The sequence below is a fragment of the Corynebacterium lubricantis DSM 45231 genome, assembly GCF_000379425.1.
Lineage (GTDB): Bacteria > Actinomycetota > Actinomycetes > Mycobacteriales > Mycobacteriaceae > Corynebacterium > Corynebacterium lubricantis.
On sequence record NZ_KB902193.1, the window covers coordinates 43,549 to 61,806 of the forward strand.

The 18,258-nt window shown below is 56.4% G+C and carries 17 protein-coding genes; 7 read left to right on the forward strand and 10 right to left on the reverse strand.

The window, feature by feature from the left end; translation table 11 throughout:
* Nucleotides 1-6: 6 nt before the first annotated feature.
* The 4 genes from A37O_RS0106120 to A37O_RS0106135 are packed head-to-tail and all read left to right on the forward strand — an operon-like array spanning nucleotide 7 to nucleotide 3,195.
* Nucleotides 7-825, forward strand: a complete 819-nt coding sequence (locus tag A37O_RS0106120) for an SDR family NAD(P)-dependent oxidoreductase (protein WP_018296621.1) — start codon at nucleotides 7-9, stop codon at nucleotides 823-825.
* The gene (locus A37O_RS0106125) at nucleotides 822-2,450 is read left to right on the forward strand and encodes an acyl-CoA synthetase (RefSeq protein ID WP_018296622.1); all 1,629 of its coding nucleotides are present in this window, start codon (nucleotides 822-824) and stop codon (nucleotides 2,448-2,450) included. Before A37O_RS0106120 ends, A37O_RS0106125 begins: the two co-directional genes overlap by 4 nt.
* A gap of 5 nt (nucleotides 2,451-2,455) precedes the next feature.
* Nucleotides 2,456-2,779: a hypothetical protein gene (locus A37O_RS0106130; RefSeq protein ID WP_018296623.1), complete on the forward strand. Its 324-nt coding sequence runs from the start codon at nucleotides 2,456-2,458 to the stop codon at nucleotides 2,777-2,779.
* On the forward strand, nucleotides 2,776-3,195 hold the full coding sequence (locus A37O_RS0106135; protein ID WP_018296624.1) for a PaaI family thioesterase: 420 nt from the start codon (nucleotides 2,776-2,778) through the stop codon (nucleotides 3,193-3,195). Before A37O_RS0106130 ends, A37O_RS0106135 begins: the two co-directional genes overlap by 4 nt.
* A gap of 610 nt (nucleotides 3,196-3,805) precedes the next feature.
* Here the strand turns inward: A37O_RS0106135 and A37O_RS0106140 are convergent.
* The gene (locus A37O_RS0106140) at nucleotides 3,806-5,182 is read right to left on the reverse strand and encodes an MFS transporter (RefSeq protein WP_018296625.1); all 1,377 of its coding nucleotides are present in this window, start codon (nucleotides 5,180-5,182) and stop codon (nucleotides 3,806-3,808) included.
* 274 nt (nucleotides 5,183-5,456) lie between these two features.
* Here A37O_RS0106140 and mhpA point away from each other — a divergent pair, with 274 nt between their 5' ends.
* Nucleotides 5,457-7,199 (forward strand): bifunctional 3-(3-hydroxy-phenyl)propionate/3-hydroxycinnamic acid hydroxylase MhpA, encoded by a 1,743-nt coding sequence (gene mhpA / locus A37O_RS0106145; RefSeq protein WP_026196184.1) that lies wholly within the window; start codon nucleotides 5,457-5,459, stop codon nucleotides 7,197-7,199.
* A 71-nt stretch (nucleotides 7,200-7,270) separates the two neighbouring features.
* Here mhpA and A37O_RS0106150 read toward each other — a convergent pair whose 3' ends face one another.
* Together A37O_RS0106150 and A37O_RS0106155 are read right to left on the reverse strand one after the other, a co-directional pair.
* Nucleotides 7,271-8,152 (reverse strand): thioesterase family protein, encoded by an 882-nt coding sequence (locus tag A37O_RS0106150; RefSeq protein WP_018296627.1) that lies wholly within the window; start codon nucleotides 8,150-8,152, stop codon nucleotides 7,271-7,273.
* Nucleotides 8,153-8,281: 129 nt separating this feature from the next.
* Complete coding sequence (locus tag A37O_RS0106155; protein ID WP_018296628.1) at nucleotides 8,282-9,136, reverse strand: alpha/beta fold hydrolase; 855 nt, start codon at nucleotides 9,134-9,136, stop codon at nucleotides 8,282-8,284.
* A gap of 125 nt (nucleotides 9,137-9,261) precedes the next feature.
* Here A37O_RS0106155 and A37O_RS0106160 point away from each other — a divergent pair, with 125 nt between their 5' ends.
* Nucleotides 9,262-10,044, forward strand: a complete 783-nt coding sequence (locus A37O_RS0106160) for an IclR family transcriptional regulator (protein ID WP_026196185.1) — start codon at nucleotides 9,262-9,264, stop codon at nucleotides 10,042-10,044.
* Nucleotides 10,045-10,095: 51 nt separating this feature from the next.
* Here A37O_RS0106160 and dmpG read toward each other — a convergent pair whose 3' ends face one another.
* The 7 genes from dmpG to A37O_RS0106195 form a co-directional block, all read right to left on the reverse strand.
* The gene (dmpG, locus tag A37O_RS0106165; RefSeq protein WP_018296630.1) at nucleotides 10,096-11,118 is read right to left on the reverse strand and encodes a 4-hydroxy-2-oxovalerate aldolase; all 1,023 of its coding nucleotides are present in this window, start codon (nucleotides 11,116-11,118) and stop codon (nucleotides 10,096-10,098) included.
* A 20-nt stretch (nucleotides 11,119-11,138) separates the two neighbouring features.
* Nucleotides 11,139-12,059: an acetaldehyde dehydrogenase (acetylating) gene (locus A37O_RS0106170; RefSeq protein ID WP_018296631.1), complete on the reverse strand. Its 921-nt coding sequence runs from the start codon at nucleotides 12,057-12,059 to the stop codon at nucleotides 11,139-11,141.
* Nucleotides 12,060-12,109: 50 nt separating this feature from the next.
* Nucleotides 12,110-12,910 carry a 2-keto-4-pentenoate hydratase gene (locus tag A37O_RS0106175; RefSeq protein ID WP_018296632.1) on the reverse strand — a complete coding sequence of 267 codons (801 nt, stop codon included), beginning with the start codon at nucleotides 12,908-12,910 and terminating at the stop codon, nucleotides 12,110-12,112.
* 17 nt (nucleotides 12,911-12,927) lie between these two features.
* On the reverse strand, nucleotides 12,928-13,863 hold the full coding sequence (locus A37O_RS0106180) for a 3-carboxyethylcatechol 2,3-dioxygenase (protein ID WP_026196186.1): 936 nt from the start codon (nucleotides 13,861-13,863) through the stop codon (nucleotides 12,928-12,930).
* Nucleotides 13,864-13,997: 134 nt separating this feature from the next.
* Entirely contained in the window at nucleotides 13,998-14,450 is a 453-nt protein-coding gene (locus A37O_RS15855) for an SRPBCC domain-containing protein (protein ID WP_018296634.1), read from the reverse strand.
* Between the two features lie 12 nt (nucleotides 14,451-14,462).
* Complete coding sequence (locus A37O_RS0106190) at nucleotides 14,463-15,239, reverse strand: HAD family hydrolase (protein ID WP_018296635.1); 777 nt, start codon at nucleotides 15,237-15,239, stop codon at nucleotides 14,463-14,465.
* Between the two features lie 21 nt (nucleotides 15,240-15,260).
* The gene (locus A37O_RS0106195; protein ID WP_156802518.1) at nucleotides 15,261-16,928 is read right to left on the reverse strand and encodes a hypothetical protein; all 1,668 of its coding nucleotides are present in this window, start codon (nucleotides 16,926-16,928) and stop codon (nucleotides 15,261-15,263) included.
* Here A37O_RS0106195 and larC point away from each other — a divergent pair.
* Entirely contained in the window at nucleotides 16,927-18,189 is a 1,263-nt protein-coding gene (gene larC / locus A37O_RS0106200) for a nickel pincer cofactor biosynthesis protein LarC (protein ID WP_018296637.1), read from the forward strand. The two genes, A37O_RS0106195 and larC, sit on opposite strands and share 2 nt — an antisense overlap.
* Nucleotides 18,190-18,258: the final 69 nt, after the last annotated feature.

The following is an 18,258-nucleotide window of genomic DNA, read 5'->3' on the forward strand; positions in this document are numbered from 1 at the left end:
GTAAAAATGCTCAATGGGCATACCACCTTTATTACAGGTGCGGGTTCGGGCCTCGGAGCGGCACTCGCACAACGATTCGTGAATGAAGGCTCAAATGTAGCGATTGTCGATGTTGATTTGGATAGGGCGAGGGAAACCGCGAGCGCCTTGGACCCAGACAAAGTACTACCGCTAGCCGCGGATGTGCGCCAAACAATTGATTTACACAATGCAGTGGACAAAGTCATTGAAAAATTTGGCGGGTTGAACACGGTTATCCCGAACGCAGGTATTTGGGATTACAATCGTTCGGTTTCCCGGCTGAGCGGGGATGAACTATCAGAAATCTTTGACGAAGTTATGGCGGTTAATGCAAAGGGGTATCTACTGACGGTAGAAGCCACATGGCGCCAACTTGTGGAAACCCACGGTTCGATCATTATGACGCTCTCGAATTCTGCCTTCTATTCCGCCGGCGGCGGCCCAGTCTATACCGCCAGTAAGTTCGCGAGCAGAGGTCTCATGCTGCAGTTTGCTTACGAACTAGCTCCGAAAGTCCGCGTGAACGCTGTTGCTGTTGGAGGGATGAGTACCAACCTAAGTGGCCCTTCCTCGGCGGGACTCGATGACAGGAAGATTGCTGATACCTTCGCAAAACGCGAAGCAGGAGGAAACCCATATATTCCACTTCACGACATCTCGCTTGACCCAGCCACATTCACCGGACCGTATGTGTTGCTTGCTTCGCAAAAAGAGGCCGGAAATATCACTGGAACCATTATCAATGCTGATGGCGGAATTTCCGCCCGCGGATTCGCAAAAATTGCAGGAGGTGACGACCTATGATCGTCAACGGCGTAGAACACAATGCAAGTCAATTCAACATCAGTCCATGTACTCAAGTTAACAAGCATGCCGAATACCAACCAGAGCTTATTGCGATGATCTATGAAGATCGCAAATACACGTTCAAGGAGTTCGCGGATAAAGTTCGGACCTGGGCAGCTCATCTAGATGACGCCGGTGTCGAACAGGGGGACCGTGTCGCGTATATTGGCATGAATTCTGAGTCATTCGTGTTTGCTATGTTTGCCTCCTGGTGGATCGGCGCAACCTTTATGCCGTTCAACTTCCGTCTTTCGGCACCGGAGGTGTCGCAGCTTCTTATGCAGGGCACTCCCCACAGCGTTGTTGTGGAAGGATCCCACCTTGAGCTGGCTCAGAGCGTCTTTGGCATCGAGCGCCACCACGTCCTAGTCGTCGACGACGATCCAATTGCACCGCCAACCGGAGATGTTCCCATCTACTGGTCAAAGTCCTCGTCCCTTCAGGGCATTGACACCTCCGGTGTCTACAAGCCACAGGCTCGCGTCATGTCCGACCTTGCGCTTTTGCTATTTACCTCCGGTACCACAGGTCTTCCTAAAGGCGTCCAGCTAACCTTCGGAAACCTATGGTGGAACTCCACGAACGTAGACACGATGGTTGACACCCGCCCTGGAGACGTCACCCTTGCAGCCGCACCACTTTTCCATGTGGGTGCATTGAACTCGTTCGTGATTCGTTCCTTCTATCGGGGCAACACAGTGGTTATCCACCGGAACTTTGATCCCGGTAAGGTGATGGAAGATGTAGAGCGCTACCAGATTGCTTCTTCCTTTCTTGTTCCTGCGCAGCTACAGGCGATGTATAACCACGAGAAGTTTGCCGAGGCTGATTTAAGTTCAATGCGCGCGATCATCTGCGCGGGCGCTCCGGTTCCACCTGTATTGATTCGCGAGTACATGGAAAAGGGACTCGTCGTACAGCAGGCGTGGGGACTGACGGAAACCTCGCCGTTTGCAACTTACCTACCTCCACGCATGACTGAGGAAAAGCTTGGCTCTTGTGGCTTTCCTATGCCATATACCCAGGTCAAACTGGTGGATCCGGATACAGGGGAATCGATCGAAGAAGTCGGACGCACAGGCGAGATGTGGGTCAAAGGCCCAAACGTTGCTACCGGTTACTGGAACAACCCAGAAGCAACCCAAAAAGCATACACTGCTGGCTGGTTTCACTCAGGCGATCTAGGATATGTTGACGAAGACGGTTACTACTTCATTGTCGATCGCCTCAAGGATATGATTATTTCCGGTGGAGAAAATGTTTATCCTGCCGAAGTTGAGCGTGTTCTAGCAGAGCACGAGGATATTCTGGGCAGCGCCGTGGTCGGTTCTCCGGACGAGAAATGGGGAGAGAGTGTTGTTGCGGTTGTCCACCCTCGCGACGGTGTAAATGTCACTCTTGAAAGCATCCAGACTCACTGTGGTAAACATCTTGCACGTTACAAACTTCCACGCAAGGTTATTGTTGTCGATGAAATTCCACGTAACTCTGCGGGTAAGTTGGACAAGCTGAAAATTCGCACTATGGTGCGAGAAATCCTTAGCTCTGAACTCGCGGACGAAGTACAAGGAACGAAGGTGTAGCAGCTATGGCAGATTACACGCCAATTCAAAACTCTGAATTGCGGCATACATACCCGTACGGAAAAACGGATATAGAAGTGCCATTCGGTTTGGTGAAAGAGATGAAGGCAATCATTGACGATGTCTTTAAGGATTATCCAGAGTGTCGTCGCGTCATTGTAGCTGTCGAACAAGGAAATCTCGATGAAATTGCCACCTGCGAAGAAGGAGGTCTGCGTTATGCCATCGATGTACAAACCCGAGATGGGCGTGAACTTTCGCTCATGGTGCATGAACCGAACTGGGTTATGGACGAACCCAGCGAGATAGAAGATTTGGAGCTGTCATGACTTTTCAAGAGGACTGGGATAACTTCTATTCCAAAGTCACCGACGTCGCGCAGACGTTGAAGCTATACCCCATTAGCCGCACCCCCGAGGAGCTTCGCCTGGGCATGCCACTACACCAGGAGATCACCCAACCTGCAGGCATGTTCTCCGCTCCATCACTTTTCGGGCTTGCGGATCTATCGGGCACCTGGCTTGCCATGCAGCATGTCCCAGAAGGCACGTTCCCTCTGGCAGTTTCGTCGTCCATTAACCTTCTGACCAATAGGAAGGAAGGCGACGCGATCTCTGTGTCTCGCCTCGTGCGTGCCGGTCGCACGATCGTTGTAACTGATACTGAGATCATCTCGTCTATAGACGATGCCGTACTGGCGAAAATCATCTGCACCTATTCGGTGCCGGCCCCGCGTAGTAAGTAACGTAATTTCGTCAATTTAAGGCCTGGACTTCCAAAATGGAAGTCCAGGCCTTTTGTTCTGCTAGGTCGCTTGGGGCGTCGAGGCTGCGCTGTGGAGATGAGGGAAGTGGGAGAGTGCGCGGTGTATTTGCGAGGTGCCCCACGGTCGAGATGTTGGAGTGTTTGAGTGGTCACTGCTCGTTTTCCGGTTGCTGTTTGTGGAGATCAAGTGCTTCTTGAGACTTTGAGGTGTCCGCACAGCAGGCTCATTTACCTTTGTGGCAGATCAACGGGTGAGAGTTGTTGGTTGCTGTGGTCAGTGAGTCGTGTTGTTTGGCTTTGTCGAAGGAAGCTACGATTACGGTTTTCGCTGATCCTCGTTCGATGATTTGGCACTATGGGGCCAGTGAATGCAGCAGTGGCACGGTGAGGCTTAGGAAGTCACACGGACGCACGGATGCTCGAATTCATGGAGGTATCGAAGTACAGCTGCGGGGCACTCTCTGGTGTTTGCAGTACCCGATGAAGTCCACACAGTGAAATCTTGGTTGAAAGCTCATTGAGGAACGCCTAAAACCCGCAACTTATTGGTTGCGGGTTTTAGGTAGTTAAACTACCCGGCGAGCCTCAAATTAAGCGTTAACTTCAACCGGCTCGGACGTGATGACCTTCTTGGTTTTAATGTTGTACTTATTATTCTCGATCGCAAGGATGGAGATGGTTGCAATGGCCAGAAGCACGATGAAGTAGATCGCGATGTTGTAGGTGCCCCAGCCGTTGTCCAGAGCGACCAGCCACGTGGAAACCATTGGTGCTAAACCGGCGCCGAGGATCGAACCGGTCTGGTATGACACGGAGACACCGGTGTAGCGATCCTGTGGAGCGTACTTGTCGGCCAAGAAGGATCCGACAGCGCCGTAGGTGGATGCCTGGATGATTGGGTTTCCCACAATGAATGCGAGGCCGATGAGCCAGACGTTGCCGGAGTTAAACAGCATGAACATTGGGAAGATTAGGGCGAGAGAAATGACCACGCCGGTGAGCATGACCCTGCGGCGCCCGAAACGGTCCGAGAGCGATGCGAAAAATGGAATTGCGAAGATGTGCAGGAAGGACGAGAGAGTCAGCAGCATCAGGGCGGTCTGACGGTCGATTGCGCCGGTGTCCACAACGTAAGGGACGATGAAGACTGCGAGCAATGCTTGTATGAACAGTGGGGCTGCGATGGTGAGAGATGCGAAGATGGTGACCTTCGGGTACACAGTAAAGATGCGCTTGATGGGGACGCCGGTGTGGGTGTCGCCTGCCTTGCGGGCGGCCTCGAACTCTGGGGACTCCGTAAGGCTGTAGCGCATGTAGAGACCGATGATCACGAGAACAGCTGACAGTAGGAACGGGATACGCCAGCCCCAGGTCAGGAACTGCTCTTCCGGCAAGCCAGCGAAGAGGGCAAGGACCAAGGTCGAAAGTACGGAGCCGGCAGGGCCACCTGCGACTGCAATGGAAGATGCGAAGCCACGAGCACCCTGCTTAGAGTGCTCAGCTGCCATCAGAGTGGCGCCAGCCCACTCGCCGCCGACGGCAACACCTTGAATGACGCGCAACATCACCAGGATGATGGGAGCGGCGATGCCGATAGCTGCATAGCTTGGCAGAAGGCCGATGGCGACTGAGACTAGGCCCATCACCATCAATGTGATGAACAAGACGTTCTTCCGACCGAAGCGGTCGCCCAGGTGGCCGAAAAGGATACCGCCGATTGGGCGAGACAGGTAACCCGCAAATAGGATGACATAGGACAAGAGCATGCCGACGAAGGGGTCCATGGACTCATCGAAGAAAACATAAGGGAAGACGAGACCTGCGGCAGCGCCGTATAGCAGAAAGTCGTAGTACTCGACCGTGGAGCCGAGGAAGCTTGAGATGAGTACTTTCCGACGCTCACGTGGTGTCGATTCTTTTGCAACTACGCTCCCTTGCGGGGCATTTTCAGCATTCTGTGTTGACATTGGACACTCCAAAGGCTTGATCGTTACTTAGATCACATTGATCGGGACGCCCTTGATTTCAGCCCAATTGTTTCTGTGCGACAACTGGCGTTCCGGTATATGGCACACTTTGGCCATGGCGATTGGCTGGAAGAATGCTAAAAGGTATAGATGAAAACCGTCAATTGTGTGACAATTGAGCGTCTGTGCCACGGGGCGGAACGATATGCGTGAAAGTAGCTATGAACCGCAATAATGATTCAAATCACAACTATTTAGCTGTAGGGAGAGTGTCATGGCGGAAACCATAGAAACAGATGTGCTCATCGCAGGAGCGGGACCGACTGGATTAGTTTTGTCTAATCTTCTGGGAGCCCGAGGAGTCAAGGTGGTGCTCGTCGATAAGCGTGCTCAGCTTATCGATTATCCGCGTGGAGTCGGTCTCGACGACGAGTCCTACCGGACTATTCAAGCAATGGGCTTGCTCGACGAAATTGAGCCGTACACTCTGCCTCACCACGTCATGCGTATTGTCAACGGCAGGGGCGAGGTCATCATGACTAACGACCCCCAGGGGGAGCCATTCGGCTTCCCGCGTAAGTTTGGTTTCCTGCAGCCACTCGTTGATCAGGTGGTTTATGAGGGGCTTGACCGCTATCCAAACGTGACGGCTTCTTTTGGTCGAGAGCTTGCTTCGATTGTCGACCACGGCACAGGGGTCACTGCGACGCTCAATCACGTCACTGGTGAAGAGGGAGAAAATCGTACCGGCGAAGTCATCACCGTTAACGCCCGTTTTTTAATCGGCTGCGAAGGTGGCCGTTCTTTGACACGCAAGTGGATGGGGGTCGACTTTGAGGGAGTTTCGCCTTCTACGCGGTGGGTCGTTGTCGATGTGCGTAACGATCCATTGGGAATCCCGAACGTGTATCTTGGTGCAGATCCCGAGAGGCCATACGTCTCGATCGGCTTACCGCACGGTGTGCGACGCTTCGAGTTCATGCTTTTTGACGATGAACCAAATGAGCGCGTCGAAGATGATGCGTTCGTGACCGAACTGCTTAATCAGCACCTTCCTGAGGGCATCGAGCTTGATATCATTCGTCGTCGCGTCTTTACCCACCATGGTCGTGTTGCCTCTGATTTCCGAAAGGGCAATGTCATGGTTGCTGGCGATGCCGCGCACCTGATGCCGGTATGGATGGGGCAGGGCTTCAATTCCGGTGTTCGCGACGCAACGAACCTTGCCTGGAAGATCGACGCAGTTCTCAAGGGTCGAGCAACGGACAGCCTGCTGGATACATATAGTCAAGAACGCCTCGAACATGCGAAGGCTATGGTCGACCTTTCCCTAACCATGGGAAATGTAATTAAGCCGACGGACAAAAAGGTTGCCTTCGCTCGTGACTTGGGGGCGCGAGCGATGAACCTCTCACCTCAAGTGCGCGACTACTTTTCGGATATGCGTTTCAAGCCGATGCCACGCTACAGCCGTGGCGTCGTCGTCGACCATGAGACTCTGACAGCTGGTAAAGCTGATCGAAAAATTTCGCAGTCGAAGATTCCCCGTTTGGTGCCTTTGCGGAATGCGCTGCGCAAGGACTCGGTTGTTGGCACACAATTTGTCCAACCATGGGTAACTTTCCTGGGCGACAAGGTGCGTCTCGACGATGCACTTGGGAATGATTTTGCCATCCTGAGCTGGGGGCTTGACCCCGCCAAATTGCTCAGTGTCGAATCCCGTGACGAGATAGACGCGTTAGGAATTGAGCTCATTTGCGCAGTATCCCCGAATCAGGTGTCTTGGGCTGAGGAGCAGTGTGCCTCGACCGGTACCCGCGTAGTTGCGGATGATTCCGGTGCTTTGAAGACGTGGTTCGATGTCACCTCGGTGGGCTCGGTTATTTTGCGCCCTGACCGGTTCATTGCCTCTGCGTGTCTCAATGGCAACTTGCAGAAGGCCTTTGAGGCAGTCGTGCGTGCGGGTCACTTCGTGGCATCACAGTCTGGGACCAGTGCCGTCGAGGAGAAGAACTAACGCGTAGCGACGAGAAGCCGCGGTCCTTTTCCTTCTGGAATGGACTGCGGCTATTTTTATTCCTTATATACTTAGTTGGCTGCGATGAGAATCGACTGGTTCGTCGTTCCGATCGGGCCGTGTTCGTCGTAGATCCGGCTGATGGTAACGCCGATACCGTCTGGGCCATAGTTGGCGTCCGGCAGGATACCAATCCACTCGCCTACAGGAAGGCGGTTGAGATAGATTGAAGTGTCCACGTTCATGAAGCTCCATTGTTCGGGAGAAAGCCCCGTACCTAGACCATTCGCCGAGTCGACGATTTTGGCTACCTGTAGCCAAGGAGTATCAGGCTGGCCAGCGATAACTGACGCGTCAGTTTTCACCCAATAAAAAGCACCAGCTTCCCACACCTCGGAGAGGGCGCCTTCGAAGCCGGGGACGGGAGTGCGGCTCGAAATATCGGGGCGAGGAATCATTGCACGTCGAACCTCAATGGTGTCAATATAGGCACCACTCCAACGATTAAAGAACACGTCATCGCGCTTTGTATCTGCTGGGGCTGGGATCTTTGGCGCGAGCTCGCGGCGTAGCTCGGGCAGCTCTTGAGTGTGAAGCCACCACGCACTGCCCTTAATGACATCACGACCCGTCGCGGGATCATGCACGACTGCCTCTAATAGGCTGATGCGCTTGCCGGGGCGGACCACACGGGCCGTGGCTGTAAGAGGAGTCAGAGGGACAGCGGAGAGGATCTCGGTGGTGACACGTGAGAAGCGACCGTGGATTAAGCCAGCATTCGCGGCTTCAAGCTCTAAAGCGTGGGTCAGGAGTGCAGCTGGGGGAGCCCCGTGCTGTAGTGTCGTGCCCCAGGGGCTAGCGGTGTGTTCGGTGGGGGCAAATTCATAGTGAGTGCTGCCATCTTTTTGAAAGCTGCCCTGAGGAACGAAATAAGCAAAATCTATGTTGGTCATTCCTCTAATTTAGCGGTAGTCCAAGGACTCTTTTGGTTTCGTGCCACGGGGTGGAACAGCATGCACAGGGCATCAAAAAGTGGACCAGCCGTTACCGGCGGGTCCACTACAGGGGTCGGGGTCGCGGGATTAGACGCGCGTAGACAGCCATTGCTTGATAACGGTGTTGAACTCGGAAGACTTCTCTACCTGCGACCAGTGGCCACACTGGTTGAAGATGTGCGCATCAGCCGTTGGGATAGTGTTCAGCAGGTCCCAGGTGCGCTGGACCGGAATAACAACGTCTTGTACACCGTGGATCAGCAGTACCGGGACATCCAGCTTTGCCAGCACATCAAAATCAAGCGGGAGGGCGTCACGGTCACGATCGCGCGCCGCCACAACGTCCTTCAAGCGATCAGACGCGGTGTCGTTGAGCGCCGACTGGTAGCGCAAGGAAACCAGCTCATCGGTGATGAGTGTCTTGTCGACAACGAACATTTCCAGCGTCTCCCGGATGCCTTCTTCAGTCAGCTGTGGGTTGGAGTGACTCTTCAGCGCGCCGGTTAGTTTCGCGCCACCGGTACCCATGGAGACGATGCCATGGAGACGTTCCGGGTAATCGATGGCGAACTGGAAGGCGAGCCAGCCACCCAGTGAGTTGCCAACGATCCAGGTTTTTTCAATCCCCAATGCGTCGAGGACGCGGACAGCATGGTTTACCCACTCACGGATGCCGTACTCGGTGCCCTCGGCAACAACACTCTGCCCATAGCCGATGGAGTCGATGGCGATGCAGCGACCAACCTCGGCGAGCTCTGGAAGGTTCAGCCACCAGTTTGCAGCCGCGGTGACACCAGTTCCGGAGCCGTGTAAGAAGAGGATGGGTGCGCCTTCACCAAGCTCGTGGTAGTGGGTGATCTCGCCTGGGGCGGTCTCGAGCCACTTGTCTTCGAGGCCAAAGAAGTCGTCGGTCTTGTAATCAGGAATGGTTGTGTTGGTCATTACTCCACGGTACTGAACCTCACATTTGTGGTGGGGTTGTGTTCCATACAATGGCACGGGTTAACTGGAAGAAAAGAATGAATAGTAGTTTCGCAGACAAAACTCGACGGAAATTAGGTGGAGACGTGACCAATCCAGATACACGAAGTTCAGTGGATAAAGCGTTTAGCTTGCTTCGAGCTTTTAAACCTGGAGACGCAGCGGGCGTGGGTGTGAGCGAACTTGCTCGGCGCACTGATCTATCAAAGTCGACCGCGCACAGGTTGCTGAACACTCTGGTGAAAAACGGGGCCGTCCAGCGCGCCGGTGAGGTTTATCGGCTGGGTGCGCTCTTTACAGAGCTGAACAGGGAAGAAACGACGAAGCAAGGTGAGCTCGTCTCTGAGATTTTGACACCCTTCTTGGCAGCGCTGTTTGAACGGACCCGAAATACCGTCCATTTGGGGTATTTGATTGGTACGGACGTGTCCTATGCAAACAAGCTGTTTTCAGTTTCAGGCGTGTCTACGCCCTCACGCATTGGTGGGCGTGTGCCGGGGTATGCCACGGGAGTCGGGAAAGCGATCATGGCCTGGGATAAAGACCTGATCGAGGCCACGATCCACAAGGGCATGTCGAGTTGGACGTCCAACACAATCACTGACCCCGATGAGTTCCGCGCGGTGCTGGCCAAGGCGCGGGAAGAAGGCGTTGCGTACGACCGTGAGGAAATTTCCACAGGGCTAAGTTGCGTGGCAGCGCCCATCTTCGGGCGGGGACCCATCCCTGTGGCAGCAATGTCGGTGTCAGGACCAACTGATACTTTCAAGCCGGAGGAACACATCACGGTATTGAAGAAGATCTGTGCGACAGCCACAAAGGCATACCGGGCTGCGACCAGAGAACAAGATCCGGATGGGCGTGCTTAAGACGCGCAAAGCCCCGCACCAAGTGTGTTGGTGCGGGGATTCTTGCTCGACTTAGCTGACTGCAGCGCCCTGGCGCTGGAGATCGACTGCAACGTCGATGATCATGTCTTCTTGTCCGCCGACGTAGCCGCGCTTACCTACCTCACGCAGGATGTCCTGGGTAGGGATTCCGTAGCGCTCAGAAGCGCGCTCTGCGTGGAAAAGGAAGCTGTTGTACACGCCCATTTGACCTTGGACGATGGAGCCACGGTCCATCATTGGGAGGCGGTCAACCATTGGGCGCAGTACGTCTTCAGCAGCGTTCTGCAGGCCGGTGACATCTACGTCACCGATATCAATGCCGAGGCGGGTGAAAGCGGTAGCCAAGACCTCGATCGGCGCATTGCCGGCACCAGCGCCGAGGCCGTAGAGCGTGCCATCGATCTGGGTCGCACCTGCGCGCACAGCAAGCAGGGAGTTGGCAACGCCGAAGCTCAGGTTCTGGTGGCCGTGGAAACCGACCTCAGCTTCGTCACCGATTTCGTCCTTGACGGCCTTGACGCGGTCGGATGCCTCTTCCATGATGAGGTGGCCGGAGGAGTCAACAACAAAGACGCACTGGCAGCCAGCATCAACCATGATGCGAGCTTGCTTGGCCAGTTCTGCTGGCTCGAGGCGATGCGAAAGCATGAGGAATCCGCCGGTTTCCAAGCCCATCTCGCGTGCTGCCTGGAAGTGCTGGATGGAGACGTCTGCTTCAGAGCAGTGCGTGGCAATACGAACGATGGAGATGCCGCGCTCCTTGGCTTCCTTGAGGTCCTCGACCGTGCCGACACCCGGCAAGAGCAGAGCTGCAATCTTGGCGTTCTTGGCTTCGTCGACGGCCGCCTCGATGAGGTCGAGCTCATTGGTCTTGGAGAAGCCGTAGTTGAAGGTGGAGCCGCCGAGTCCGTCACCGTGGGTGACTTCGATCATTTCCACGTTGGCATCGTCGAGTGCGCGGACGACCTTGCGGACCTGGTCGGTGGTGTACTGGTGGCGCACGGCGTGTGAACCGTCGCGCAGGGTGGAGTCGTTGAGGCGAATCTTAGTCATGTTGTGTCCTTATAAAACGATTAAGCGTTGACGGCGAGGAGCTCGGCGTAGCGGTCGGCGGTAGCTACTGCGGCGGAGGTGATGATGTCGAGGTTGCCGGCGTAATCAGGCAGGTAGTCGGCGGCGCCGCGGACCTGGATCAGGATGGTCACGCGCGCCCAGCCGTTCCAGTCGTCGCGTGCTTCGTCGAATTGTGGCTCAGCGGTGAGGTGGTAACCAGGAACATAAGCCTGGACTTCTTCGACGCGCTTGGCAATAGCGTCCTTGATAGCATCCTGGAGTTCGCCTGGCTGGCCTGCTTCTGCTGGCAGGGAGCAGTAGACGGTGTTACGCATGAGCATTGGTGGCTCGACTGGGTTGAGGACGAGGACGACCTTGCTGTCCTTCGCACCACCGAGCTGCTTGAGGGCGTTCTGGGTGGTTTCGATGAACTCATCGATATTGGCGCGGGTACCAGGACCTGCAGACTTCGACGCGATGGAAGAAACGACCTCGGCGTATTCAACATCGACGACGCTGGAGACAGCATTGACGATTGGGGTGGTGGCCTGACCACCGCAGGTGATCATGTTGACGTTGTCAACGGTGGCCAGCGAGTCCAGGTTGACTGAAGGGCACAGGTAAGGGCCGACTGCAGCAGGGGTGAGGTCGATGGCGCGGATGCCTGCTTCGCGGTACTTCGGTGCGTTTGCAGCGTGGGCGCCTGCCGAGGTTGCTTCGAAGACGAGGTCTGGCTTTGGATCCTGCTTGACCAGCCAATCAACACCTTCTGCGGAGGCGGTCAATCCGAGCTTGTCAGCGCGCTTGAGGCCGTCAGAGGTGGGGTCGACACCGACCATGTAGATAGGTTCGATGTGCTGAGAGTTGTTGAGCAGCTTAATTAGGAGATCGGTGCCGATGTTGCCGGGACCGACAATCGCTGCCGTCAGCTTTTTTGCCATGAGTTCTGTCCTGTTCTAAAGAAGTTTTGGGTGTAATGAATGAAAGTGTTTTAGACAAAGTCCAGCGTGAGAGTGCCGTGCTTGCCGAAGTCAACGGAGACGTTTTGACCTGCAACAACAGGGGCAGCCGCGCAAAAACTACCGGTGAGGATAATGTCACCGGCCTTGAGCGGGACACCTTGTTCGCCGAGGACTCCAGCAAGCCACTGCAGTGGAGCGAGTGGGTGGCCCATTACGTCGGCACCGGTACCTGCACCGGCTGGTGAGCCTGCAATGCTCATCTCCGCGGTGACCTTAGGAAGATCCTCGGAGTTAATGGCGAGGTTCTCTTCACCGATGACAATGGCACCGCACGATGCATTGTCAGCCACCGTGTCAACAAGAGTGATATCCCAGTCGGCGACACGTGAGTCAATGATCTCGACTGCGAGTCGAATTTCTCCTACCGCTGCGACTGTCTGCTCGAAGGAAGCATCCGCAGGAAGGTCGTCTTTGAGAATGAACGCAAGTTCCGGCTCGACCTTCGGAGCGATGAATTGATCGACCTTGACCGAGTCGCCCGACTTGAACACGAGGTCGTCGGTAAAGAACCCGAAGTCAGGGCTGTCCACCCCGAGTTGCTGCTGCATCGCAAGGGAAGTCAGGCCGATCTTGCGCCCGACGACCTTCCTGCCCTGTGCAACGAAGGCTTCTTCCTGGATCTGCTGGATGCGGTAAGCACCTGCAATATCGAGGTCGGCGATGACAGTACGCGGCGGTGCGATTGGATTCCCAGACTCGTAGGCATCGAGGAAGTCCTGTGCAACCTGCTCGAGCGTTGGCTCTGGAGTCGTGGAAGTGGTTTCAGACATGGTTTTCCTTAAGTTAATTACTGCGCGGACATCAGGCCGAAACCTGCAACGAATTCAGGAATTGGGCGGTAGAACTCGTAGTTCACTTCGAACTCGCCGTTCGCGGCAGCCAGCGCGGAGAATCCAGCCATCCAGGTACGAACTTCATGGGAGGAGTGGCCCGCATCGCGGTCCATGTCATCGGCGTTGTAGGAATCAAAAACCTTGGGGTCCTTGGCAGCTGCTGCGCAATCGGCCATGAACTGCTGATCCCACTCAGGGTTGATGTCGATGATTCCGGTATCCGCAGTGGAGGTCTGACCAGCGGCAATGACGCGAGCTTCACGTGCATCACGGTCTGCCTGGTCTGGGTGACCGTGCAGCATGAAATCCTTCTGCGGGGCGGTTGCGGTTGCCCACTGTGGCAGTGGTGGATCGTGGGAGAGACCGCCGGACGAGATCATCAGGATGCGCTCGTCGCGGCCCTTGGCCCACTCACCGATAGCCGCACCGAGCAGGCGGACGCGCTCGGTCTGGACGAATGGTCGTGCAACACCATTAACAAACACCGGAATCACGGGCTTGGCATCCAAGCTTCCGAGCAAGAGCTCCAAGGGCTGCGCGCCACCGTGGTCGAGTACCATTTCGCGGGAGATAGCAACATCGATGCCACGATCGATGACGAACTGTGCCAGTTCAGCCGAAAGATCTTCAGGGACGTTAAGTGGACCTGCAGTGGTCTTGTAATCGCCCATCGACTCTGCGGAATAGCCCACGCAGAACGGAGGCATCAGATCGTAGAAGAATCCGTTGAAGTGGTCAGGTGTAAAGACAATGACCAACTCGGGATCAAACTCGGCGACCTTCTTCTTTGCAGCCTCGAATGCTTCATTTAGAGCATCGTTAATCTCTGGCTGCGGATCGTTGATACCCAGAAGTGGGCTGTGGGACATGGCCAATAGTGAAACGCTCATGTTGAAGGCTCCTCAATCAAAGTGTTTGTTTATTACACGGAGTCACAGAAGATAGGTTGTGTGATCGTGTGCACAAATTTGATTGTAGGAAAAGAGCCTCAACTAACCGAGTGTCGTTCCGGTGACTGGAACGACTAGGCCAGCTCGCTCATCGCCGCGAGCTGGCTTAAGACCTGTTCCCAACCTTGAGTATTTTCCTCGATGGTCTGCTTGCGTGCCTCCTCGTCGAGGCGCTCGAAACCGGATTCGCTGACCGAAATCTCGGTGTTGCCATCTACATCGCGCAGCGAAAACTGGACCAGCGAGGCGTTCTCGTCGGTGTGTGTTGCGTGCAATTCGCCCCAAAGGAAATCAAAATGGTTCGGCGCATCATTGCGCATAATGCGAATAGGGAAGAAGCCGTGACCCACCCACTCAAAGGTTCCTTCAGAGCCCGCGGTCATGCCATTGGGAAAGTGCGCGGGGTGTTCCCACCACTTGCCGATTGCACTCGGCGAAGTCAGCGTCTCCCACACGACCTGCTGGGGAGCGTGGGCGAGACCGGTCAGCGAAAGCTTTCCGTTGTCATATTCGTGGGTAGTGTCCATGTGCAGGCTCCTTTACAAATCAGCTACTAGGCGCAATCCGTCCGCGGTCGATTCCACGACATGATCAGTCGCAGCTTTTACTCCGTCCGGCGACCACGGGAAAGCAAAAGATGTATCGGCGATCTCGTGCATCGACATATCATTCCAGGAATCGCCAAAAGTAAATACCTCCACGTCCTCGCGCGAAACTCCGAGATGGTTGCCCAACCATTCCAGACCCGCACCCTTCGTCGACCCCTGCGGGATCACGTCAACGAACGTCTGATTTAACACGCATTCCACGGGATAAGTCGCGGCAATCCAATCGCGGATCTCAGCTTGCAACCCAGGGTTGCCGGGCACCCAAATTGGCACCCCGATAAACTCCTGACCAGCAATATCGTCTACCGACATCTCTTCGAAACCGCGCAGAATATTCGTTTCCAGCTTGTCGCCGATCGTGTCGCTGAACCGAGAATCACGCTCATTCAGGCGCGTGCCATAGACAGCAATTCCCTCAACGCTAGAGAGCTTTACGACGATTTCCTGCACCACCGCAGCATCTATCGTCGAGGTACGCAGCGCCGTTCCCTGCGCATCGGTCACGACCGCGCCGGTGAAGAGAACCGAGTAGTCGAAGGAGATGTCAATGCCCGCCAGCGCTTCCTGGGCGGCCGATTTTGATTTTCCCGTCGCGGCGACGGCGAGGTGTCCGGCTGCTTGCCACTGATGAATCGCTTGCAGGTCGGTGGGGGAAATTCCCTGGTCGAAAAGAATGGTGCCGTCGAAGTCAAAGGCCGCAAGCTTCATGGCTTCAGACTACGTGGCAATCTATTGGGCCACCAGAGTTCCGACGTGGCTGGCTCCCAGGCACAGCTGCGCCTCAGAGCCATCGTCCGGGGAAACATGCAAGCTCGATCCGCCACCGGCCACCGAGACATACACCTGGTTCAGCCCCTGTCGCAGGGGAACGCGTACAGATTCGCCGTCGAGGGAAACATCGACATCCATGTCCTCCTCGGCCATGTAATTGAGCAACACGGTCCATTTCAGGTCCAGCAGGGGACCATTGAGCTCATAAGATTCGGTGCTGCAGGCAGCGTCGGACTCAGCGGCAGTACTGCGTGAGGTAAACAGACCAGCCTCGTGGATATGACCCTGGCCATCCACCAGTGCAGGGGCAGTCGTGGATGGGGCCACCGCATCGGGAAGCTGGTGCGACAAAAGATTGTGTGGATAGGTCACAGGCAGAAGTACTTCCAAGGGGACTTGCTGGTCAAGCAGTAGCTCGTTGCGAAGCTGCACTTCAGCTTGGAGGTTTTCGAAGTAGGTGCGAGCGGGTTGCTCGGACCAGACCTGGGAATAGGTCACGCTGCTGACCAACGAGGAGACCACGAAGAGCGCAACGGGGATGCGCGGAATGCGCAGGTAGCGGGCAAGGAAGGCCAGCGTGAGGCTAACAATCACGGCTACTTCGGAGAAGTGGCGCAGCGATTGCACGATTTCATAAGCCGTATCGGAGCCCGAGCGCGCCACGATGATCGCCACTATAGGCAGCAGCGGATATACAAGCGTGGGCACCCACACGACAAGATAGCGACGGCTCCACCAGCCAACCACGGCTATCACAATTAGCCCGGCGGCAATCGCGTACCACTGCGGCGCTGCCCAGGGCGGGGAGGGTTGCCAGCGCTCCCAGTGCCAGGGGCCGCCGGCGGCCACGGGCACTAGGGCATCGAGATAGGTATGGCGGACGAGCTCCCAGAATGACAGTGGCTCGCCGCCAGCGGGGCGCTCCACGACCCACAGGTACAAAGTTGACCAGGCTGCGGCGGGGATCGCCAGCGCCACCGTCAAGCGACCGAGGGCAGGGAGGGAGGCAGGTAATCGTCGTGAAGCGAGCGCGAAACACACCATCATGCCCACCACGAGCGGCACCGCGAAAAGCGTCCGCTCATTAAAAAGTAGACCGATGACCAGCCATAACGCGGCCATCCACGGGCGCGAGCGCCAGGCATAGCCCAGCATCATCGCGATCGCGGCGTGCATGGGCAGCGCATTGACCGCGGCGGCCAACCACGTCGTCGACGGCAGCGTCAGCGGAGTGACCACATAAATCAGCACGGGCGCCAGCGCGAGCTTGCCCGCGATGACCCGGCTCGCCCACGCGACCGATCCCACGGCCCACAGCTGTAAAACGGCGAGCACCGCGACTGCAACGGGCCAATTCAGCGGTGCGACGTTGCCGAGGAACCACTCGATAATCCAGGCTGCCGGCATGAGGTGGCCGTCATGTGTTTGCAGTAAGAGGTCAGAGAGCGGAGCCCGAGCCTTTGACTGCAGAATCAGATCGTCCCAGTAAAACCAACCCTGAGCTGCAATGATGGTCCGAAAAATGGCACCGATGAGCACCACGGCACTGAGCAGCACCGGCGGTTTCTTGAGAGTGCGTAAAAATTCGATGGGCCCGAGTGTAGTTCCTACTAGGCTTGGCTTCATGATTTGGATTGATGCCACGGCCGGGGTCGCCGGCGATATGCTCCTCGGCGCGCTCGTGGATACGGGAGTAGAACTGTCCGCGCTGCAGGGCGCCATCGATGCGGTCGTCGCGGATTCCGTCCGCCTCACCGCCACGCAGGTTACCCGCGGCGGACAGCGCGCGACGAAGGTCGACGTCGAGATGCTGCACACAGATCCACCGCATAGGACCTGGACCACCATCAAGGAAATGCTGCACGCCTCCTCGCTTCACGACGACACCCGCGCCTCCGCGTTGGCCGTTTTCGAACTCATCGCCATTGCGGAAGGCCATGCCCACGGCGTGGATCCCGAGACGATCCACTTCCATGAGGTCGGCGCGTTGGATTCCATCGCGGATATTGTGGGAGTCTCCGAAGGCATTCGTCTGCTCGGAGCAGATGCGGTGACGGCCTCTCCGATCGCGCTCGGATTCGGGCGCATCACCGCGGCGCACGGCGATATCCCGGTTCCAGTACCCGCAGTGGCGGAGCTGGTGAAGGGCTGGCCGACGACTCCTGGGCACATCATGCAAGGTGGCGGGCACTCGCACGACCATGAGCATTCACACGACCACCATCACCACCACCATGACCACGACCATGCCCCGAAGGGTCCCGGCGAGCTGGCGACCCCGACCGGAGTCGCCCTGATCCGGCACTTCGCCAAGCAGGCGGGTCCTCTTCCCGAAGGAACAGTGTCCAAGATTGGTATTGGTGCAGGATCCAAGGAGACTCCGGGCCGCCCGAACGTGGTGCGCCTCTTCATCGTCGACGAGGCGCAGCAATCCTCGGCCAATCCAGATACTGGCCAACTCGTCCAGCTCGAGGCGAATGTCGATGACTTCGATCCCCGCAACTGGCCCGACGTCATCGCAGATCTTATCGATGCGGGCGCGAAGGATGCCTGGCTGAGTAACATTCAGATGAAGAAGGGCAGGCCTGCTCACACCATCCACGTCCTGGCCGGGCCAGCGGATGTCGAGGCAATGAAGCAGGTCCTGTTCCGCTCCACCACCACCTTCGGGGTGCGCTCGTGGCCAGTGGACCGAGAAGGACTCGATCGCCACCACGAGACCTTCAACGTCGATGGCCAACAGGTTCGCGTCAAAGTTGGTACCCGCGCCGGGGAGGAACTCACCCGCCAGCCGGAGTTCGAGGACGTGCGCGACGCGGCCCATCAGCTTGGCGTATCCACGAAGGAAGTCCTCGCACGTGTCATGCGCTTGGATAAACCTAAATAGATAGCACCACTAAATAATCGTGACGGGGTAGCATGACCGGTGGCCCACAGGCCGATCCGAGCATGAAGA